General features: G+C 46.6%; 7 protein-coding genes. All 7 read left to right on the forward strand.

Annotated features, from left to right (window positions below):
• Positions 1 to 10: 10 nt before the first annotated feature.
• Positions 11 to 814 (forward strand): 3-methyl-2-oxobutanoate hydroxymethyltransferase, encoded by an 804-nt coding sequence (gene panB / locus IH879_16530; protein ID MCH7676533.1) that lies wholly within the window; start codon positions 11 to 13, stop codon positions 812 to 814.
• 45 nt (positions 815 to 859) lie between these two features.
• Complete coding sequence (locus tag IH879_16535; GenBank protein ID MCH7676534.1) at positions 860 to 1,822, forward strand: 2-dehydropantoate 2-reductase; 963 nt, start codon at positions 860 to 862, stop codon at positions 1,820 to 1,822.
• A 219-nt stretch (positions 1,823 to 2,041) separates the two neighbouring features.
• Positions 2,042 to 2,878 (forward strand): pantoate--beta-alanine ligase, encoded by an 837-nt coding sequence (locus IH879_16540; protein ID MCH7676535.1) that lies wholly within the window; start codon positions 2,042 to 2,044, stop codon positions 2,876 to 2,878.
• 41 nt (positions 2,879 to 2,919) lie between these two features.
• The gene (locus IH879_16545; GenBank protein ID MCH7676536.1) at positions 2,920 to 3,261 is read left to right on the forward strand and encodes an aspartate 1-decarboxylase; all 342 of its coding nucleotides are present in this window, start codon (positions 2,920 to 2,922) and stop codon (positions 3,259 to 3,261) included.
• Positions 3,262 to 3,331: 70 nt separating this feature from the next.
• The gene (locus IH879_16550) at positions 3,332 to 4,369 is read left to right on the forward strand and encodes an NHL repeat-containing protein (GenBank protein ID MCH7676537.1); all 1,038 of its coding nucleotides are present in this window, start codon (positions 3,332 to 3,334) and stop codon (positions 4,367 to 4,369) included.
• A gap of 226 nt (positions 4,370 to 4,595) precedes the next feature.
• Positions 4,596 to 6,731: a hypothetical protein gene (locus IH879_16555; protein ID MCH7676538.1), complete on the forward strand. Its 2,136-nt coding sequence runs from the start codon at positions 4,596 to 4,598 to the stop codon at positions 6,729 to 6,731.
• Between the two features lie 143 nt (positions 6,732 to 6,874).
• Positions 6,875 to 7,242: lamin tail domain-containing protein (locus IH879_16560; GenBank protein MCH7676539.1), on the forward strand; the 368-nt coding region annotated here is incomplete at its 3' end.

Raw genomic sequence — 7,242 nt, forward strand, 5'->3', positions numbered from 1 at the left:
CGGAAACACTATGTCGTCGCAAAAAGTCTTAATTTCAGATTTGCAGCAAAAGAAAAAAAATAAACATGCTATCACCATGTTGACAGCTTACGATTACCCGAGTGCGACTCTGGTAGACGAAGCGGGGTTAGATATTATTCTTGTGGGCGATTCGGTTGCCATGACGGTTCTCGGGTATCCTGACACAGTTTCCATCACCGTCGATGAAATGGTGCATCATTGCAAGGCTGTTGCCAGAGGCGCGAAACGCGCTTTTCTGATTGGGGACATGCCGTTTTTATCCTATCAAATCGATGCAAAGGAAGCCATTCGAAACGCCGGTCGCTTTATCAAAGAAGCGAGAATGGATGCGGTGAAACTCGAAGGCGGTCGAGAAGTGATAGAAAGCGTTCGGGCGATCATCGATGCCGGCATCCCGGTGATGGGGCATCTGGGCTTGACGCCACAAACGGCCACAAAACTGGGAGGGTACAAAGTCCAGGGTAAAACTGAAAAATCGGCAAAACGTATGCTAGAAGATGCCGTTTCTCTAGAGCAAGCAGGCTGCTTTGCTCTGGTTCTGGAAGCTGTGCCGTCAAAACTGGCGGAATCCATCACCGCCGAAATCAACATCCCAACTATTGGCATCGGAGCCGGACCTGCCTGTGATGGCCAGGTTCTCGTTTTTCACGACATCCTGGGCTTGTTCGATCAATTCACACCGAGATTCGTCAAGCAGTACGCGAATTTACGCGAGCCAATCCTGAATGCCATTCGAACCTATCGTCAGGAGGTTGAGTCCGGTGTCTTCCCCACTGATTCACATAGTTTTTAAAACGGATAACGGCGAATTAAAACGCTTACTCAAAAAACTGAACAAATGACCTTTCCATGGAACATCACCATTTTCGGAGTTGGCGCCATAGCCACGCTTTTTGGTTTTTTCCTGAACAAAGTAAGCGATCGGATAACGCTTTTTGGCACCTGGACGGAACAAATCAACGCAATCACGGAAAAGGGCCTGACGTTCATGGATCTGGATGGAAACCAATGCACTCGAAGGCTCAACATCACCAACAACCTCCATAATGTTCCGCCCACGGATGTGGCCTTGATCTTGGTCAAAAGCTATCAGACGAAACGTACAGTTGAGCAGGTCAAGGGGATTTTGCGGCCAAACGGACTGGCCGTGACCCTGCAAAACGGTCTCGGAAATATTGAAATCTTGCAAGCGGCGCTTGGAGAAGACCGGGTTGTTGCAGGAATCACTTATCACGCAGCCAATCTATCAGCGCTCGCGTGCGTGCAACATGCAGGAGAAGGCCTAACCTTCCTGGGTGTGAAAGTGGGGTGGGAAACCCAACTAAACGAAATCGTCAATTTGTTGAATAAAGCTGGCATTCAGACCGAGCTTATCAAAAATATTGAAAGTCTGAGCTGGAGCAAAGTCATCGTGAATGCAAGCATCAATCCTTTGACGGCTTTGCTGGAGATCAAGAACGGCGACCTTTTGCACCATCCGCTTCTCCGCAAGATTCTAAGGGCTACGATTCAGGAAGTCGCAGCGGTGGCAACCAAGCACGGCATCAGGCTGGAGCACCCCGATCCCATTGAGCACGTGTTCGACATTTGTCGTGCCACCGCTCGCAATCGATCTTCGATGCTTCAAGACATCGTCAGGGGCACTCAAACAGAAATCGAAGCCATAAACGGAGCTGTCGTCGATCTCGGTCTGCGTTATGGAATTCCGACACCCGTGAACCAATTTCTTCTGGAACAAGTTCAATCGAAACAGGCTGGCCAAACGTTCGAGCCAGACCGGCTCAGCGATCTGGATCAGTGATTCCTAATTAACGTTCAAAAACTAATTGAAATTTTGTTTGTCCGGTATGCTGAATAGTCATTCAAGTCATTGCATGGTCATTTGGTTATTAAGCATTGACGAATAATGACTTACTGACAACTAATGACGCTCAAAATCAGGCTTTAGTCATTCATATCTGGTTTATTCCTAAATGTATTATTATTATTTTGGAGTCGAAGCACTCGTAGACCGATACCAATGAAAGTTTTTTCTGAAATCTCCCAAGTTCGCAAATATCGCTGGCGCGATGCCTCCTTAAATTGGGGGCTGGTTCCAACCATGGGATTATTGCACGATGGGCACTTAAGTCTCGTACGCTGTGCCTGCAATGAGAATCAGAAAGTAGGGGTCAGCATTTTCGTGAATCCGATTCAATTTAATAACCAGCAAGACCTGGTGAGTTATCCTCGGGATCTGGAGCGAGATCTCGAACTGCTCAGAAAAGAGGGCGTCGATCTGGTGTGGACGCCAACACCCGATATCGTCTATGCCACCGAATTCCAAACATTTGTCGAAGTGGAACGAGTCACCCGCTTGTTGGAAGGGGAAGCACGTCCTGGCCACTTTCGCGGCGTTACAACCATGGTTGCAAAGATTTTCAATGTCTTCCAACCCCACCGCGCGTATTTCGGCCAAAAAGACGCGCAGCAGGCCGTCGTCATCAGGCAAATGGTCAGGGATTTGAATTTTAATCTCGACCTCATTACCTGTCCAACCGTGCGCGAAGCGGATGGGTTGGCCATGAGCTCAAGAAACGCTCGCTTGTCCCCTGCGGCACGCCGACAAGCCGTCTGTCTTTTTCGAGCTTTAACCGCTGCCGAAAATGCGTTTCACTCGGGCACTCGGAATGCCGCCAAATTAAAATCCGTGCTGGAAAAAACCATCGAGTCATTCGATAAAGCGCGTACCGACTATATCAGCGTGGCTCATCCGGAAACGCTTGAAGAATTAAGTGTCATTGACGAGAAAGCGCTCCTTTCCCTGGCTGTCTTCATCGATGACGTCCGCCTTATCGATAATTTGATAATTGGTTAAACAAATACTCTCGAACTAATCACCAGAGGATGAGATTTAAAATGAGATGGCTTCTTCGCTCTAAAATTCATAAAGCAACAGTGACGGATGCAAACGTGGAATATATCGGCAGCCTTGAGATCGATCAGGATTTGCTCGAAAAAATTGGCCTCTGGCCCGGCGAAAAAGTGCTGGTTTCCAGCCTTGATACGGGAGAGAGGTTGGAGACCTACGTGTTTTCTGCAAAAAGAGGTTCCGGAATCATTTGTATGAACGGCGCGGCCGCCCATGTGATCAAACAGGGCGAACAGGTGATCATTATGGGATTTGAGCTAAGCGACCAACCGATTGAATCTAAAGTGATCCTTGTCGACGAAAAGAATCAATTTGTTCGATATTTATGATGTCACAAATTTCAAATTCGACTACCTGTCACTGTAGTCGCTGCGAGCGACCTCAAATGTAGGAGAACGCATGAGCTTTATCTTAGCAATCCTAAACTTAGTTTTTTTCAGTCCAAGAAATCTGCCCATTTCCAACAATCTTGGGGTCATTCAACCGTATCTAATTTTAGGCGGCACACAGGGCAGTATGATCGAGCAGTTCAATGAACCGGATGCGGTAGCTTTTACCAGGGACGGCCGCTTACTCGCCGGGGACACACAAAACGGCAGGTTTAAGATTTACTCGATTTCAGAACACAGTCTTTCCATTATCACGATCGGTGAACCCGGTAGGGGGGACTGCCAGTTTGATAACAGCCTTGCCGCTGTTCTTCCCAACGGCCGAAAAATTTATAACGAAGTTCAGGGAATTGTTTGCAATTCGAAAGATGAAATTTTAGTGGTCGACCAGGGCAATCGGCGAATTCAAATTTTTGATACAAACGGAACGTGTTTAAAGGAACGCACCATCAATCTTGCTGCAATTCTGGTCAAGCCGGACTCAGCCAACGGCACCACCTATACCAGTATTCAGGGAATTGCGGTGGATGAACTGGACAACATCTATTTGACAGATACAGGAACGCGGCGCGTTTATAAATTTCAAAAAAACGGCCGGCAGGATATAAGGTTCAAGTTTCAAGCGAAAGATGAAAACGGTTACATCCTTAATGATCCGGAATCTCTGGTTATCTTTGGCAAAAATCTTCTTGTTGCTGATGAAGGTCATCGAATCATCAAAGTCTATGAAAAAAACAGCGGAAGATTTACCGGCCAAACCATCGGCCATCCTGATCTTTTCGGGCGGGATGTTGAAGGGTTGGCAATTAATCAGGATAAACTTTTCGCACTCAATGAAGAGTTGGGGCAAGTCGTTATTTTCGATTTGACAAAAGAAAACAGACCTGTCATCGGTTTCTTTGGCGAAAAAGGTTTGACGCCGGGTAGGTTTCTGTCTCCGGATGGCCTCGCCGTGAGCCGGGACGGACGCTATCTCGCCATTGCAGATCAAGGTAATTTTAGAATCCAGATTTTTGAATTACAAAATATCTTAAATCTGCTAAAATAAAGAGTTCACATGTTGAAAAAAGTTTCTTGCAAAGAACTGGAATTCTTGTTTAAATCCAGCTTTTCCCTAATTCCTTAAACAGTTGGACTTATTTTCTTTTTTTAAGGATTCTTAATATTTATTAAAATTAATTCTTGACAATTTCAGTTTTGTTTTTTAGATTGATATCTCACTTCACAGTGTCATTCCAAAAAGCACGCCATGTAGATCAGCTAAAGAGATGTTAATGCCTGCAAATTTTAAATTTGTCGTTATAGCTTTTTCTCTTTTTCTGCAATTTAGCCTCTTAAAAGGTCAAACCCAACTCAGCCTGGATAAGACCTTTGTTGATGATGCCACAAAATTCACAACGGTCGGCAGCATTGGCTTGACTGTATCAAACTTTGGTACCTTTGGTGACGGATTTGCAGTTCAATCTCCTGTAGACCAACCATCCTGTGAGTATCCAAAAGGGTCAGGTATCGAACATCTCTTCGTAGGTGGTTTGTGGGTCGGCGGCAGGCGAGATAATGGTACCATTTTCGTAACAACGGGTGCCAGAGACATCCCCTCGCTTCGAGATGTAGCGGCTGGATTTGAATTTACTAATTCTGATGACCCCGGCGATGTGGTTCGAGAACGCTCGAGCATCCTCGACAATCCCTTTTTCGATCCTGAGGCCGTGAGCCACCAGGATTTCATCGCGGACTTTACGGATTCAAATACTGTGGTACCTGGCACCAGCATCCGGATTCCGCAACATGTCCCCATAAACCTTTCGGTGCATTTGGAGACCTATGCCTGGAATTTTCCATTTGCCGATGCATTTGTGCTTTTCAACTACACGATTAAGAACAGCGGCAGAGAGAGACTAAATGATGTCTACATTTCGTTGTGGTCTGATTTGGTCGTTCGCAATACTAATATTACACCACCGCGCGTGGGAGCCCCTTTTTATCAGAACGTTGGCAATGGATTCGTGGACTCTCTCAGAATGGCCTACTCATACGATTTTAATGGCGACCCCGGCTTTACCGAAAACGGCCTGTATATTGGCTTAAAGCAATTGGGCGCAACGCCACAGGCAGACGACGACCTTTACCAATCAGGCGCGACCTACAACGCGTGGCTATTCCGAAACACTATGGACCCTGTGCTGTTTTCACCAACTACAGATATAGACAGTTATCAGAAGCAAGTGGAGCCCATTAATACCGGCACATTCAACAGCAGAATTAAAGGTTCGCCCGGCAATTTCATGACCTTAATGTCTACCGGTCCCTTTAAGAAAATCGATCCGGACTCCTCGATCAACGTTGTTTTCGCTATCATCTGCGCCAGCAAATTCGGTAATGACTCGAACGACTTGGACACCGATCAAAGCCGGCAGGATTTGTACACCAATGCGTTCTGGGCCCAGACGGCTTATGACGGTGAAGATCGAAACGGCAACAATGAATTGGATCCGGGTGAAGACCTCAACCGCAATGGCAGAATCGATCGTTACATCTTACCTACACCTCCGAATCCACCTCGTCTCAAAGTCGTTCCGGGCGCCCGAAAGATCACACTTTATTGGGACGATTCCGCAGAAGAATCCGTGGATTTTATAAGCGGTAAAATGGATTTCGAGGGGTACAAGATTTACCGCACACAATTGGCAGAAGACTTACCGGGCAGAGATCTTTTTTCTTCCTTCGCTCTGATCGCTGAATTCGATTCGGTGAACGGTGTGGGCTTTGATACCGGCTTCGACTTTGTCCGTCTGGATGAACCCGTTACTTTTGGCGAAACTTTCGTCAACCCAATCACTGGCATAGAAGAGACCATTTTCTATCATTACAAATTCGAAAATGACAATCTGTTAAATGGCTGGCAGTACGCTTACGGGGTGACCGCATTCGACAGCGGCGATCCGGAAATCAATTTAGGTAGCCTGGAGAGCAGCCGTCTGGCCAACGCCGTACGCGCATTCCCGGGCTCGCCAACCATGGAAGAGCAAATCTCAGAAGTTGCTGGAGCCAAAATTAAAGTTGGCGTCTACCCGAATCCCTACCGCGCAACGGGAGCCTGGGACGGAAACCTGGAGCGGGAACGCAAAATCTATTTTTTCAACTTGCCTGCTGAAAGTGAAGTAAGAATTTACACGCTAGCTGGTGATTTGGTCGACAAGTTTGAGCATCAAGGTACCACCTATACTGGCGAAGGGATTCAGTGGTTCGAACGATTCTCCAGAGGAGACCGCGTCTTTGCAGGCGGTGAGCATGCATGGGATCTGGTAACTCAAGACGATCAAGCGTTGGCATCCGGACTATACTTCTTTACTGTGCAAAATAATAACACCGGCGAAATTCAACGCGGCAAATTCTTGGTTATTAAATAGTAACCTGAGTTGCGCCGCGGACAACAACTGAATAACAAAATTTGATTGTGAACACCCACCTGGAAAGGAGGTGATGCGGAAGTCGGTTGTAAAGGTGACCTAAATTAATAAGGGTACTAAACTTTTTTGAAGGGAGAAAAGTTATGAAAAAATTGTTATTACTACTAATTCTTTCAGGCATCTTGCTTGTAACAAATCTGTTTGCACAGGATCATCTGCTCATAACAGAATTTGTGATTACCCCAACTGCCGGTGAATTCGTGGAAATTTACAACCCGACTAATCAAACAGTAGATCTGTCACATTACTACATAACCGACGCTACATTTGCTGGGGGCAACCATTTCTATTATAACCTGGTCACCGGTGTTGCTGACAGTGCGGGCGGCGGTGGCTTCGGGGATTGGAACGCAAGATTTCCGGATGGTGCCTCGATTGCGCCCGGAGAACATCAAACCATTGCGATGGTGGGAGATTCGTTGTTTTCTGATACTTATGGCGTTTTACCCAC

The organism is candidate division KSB1 bacterium, from assembly GCA_022562085.1.
GTDB lineage: Bacteria > Zhuqueibacterota > Zhuqueibacteria > Oceanimicrobiales > Oceanimicrobiaceae > Oceanimicrobium.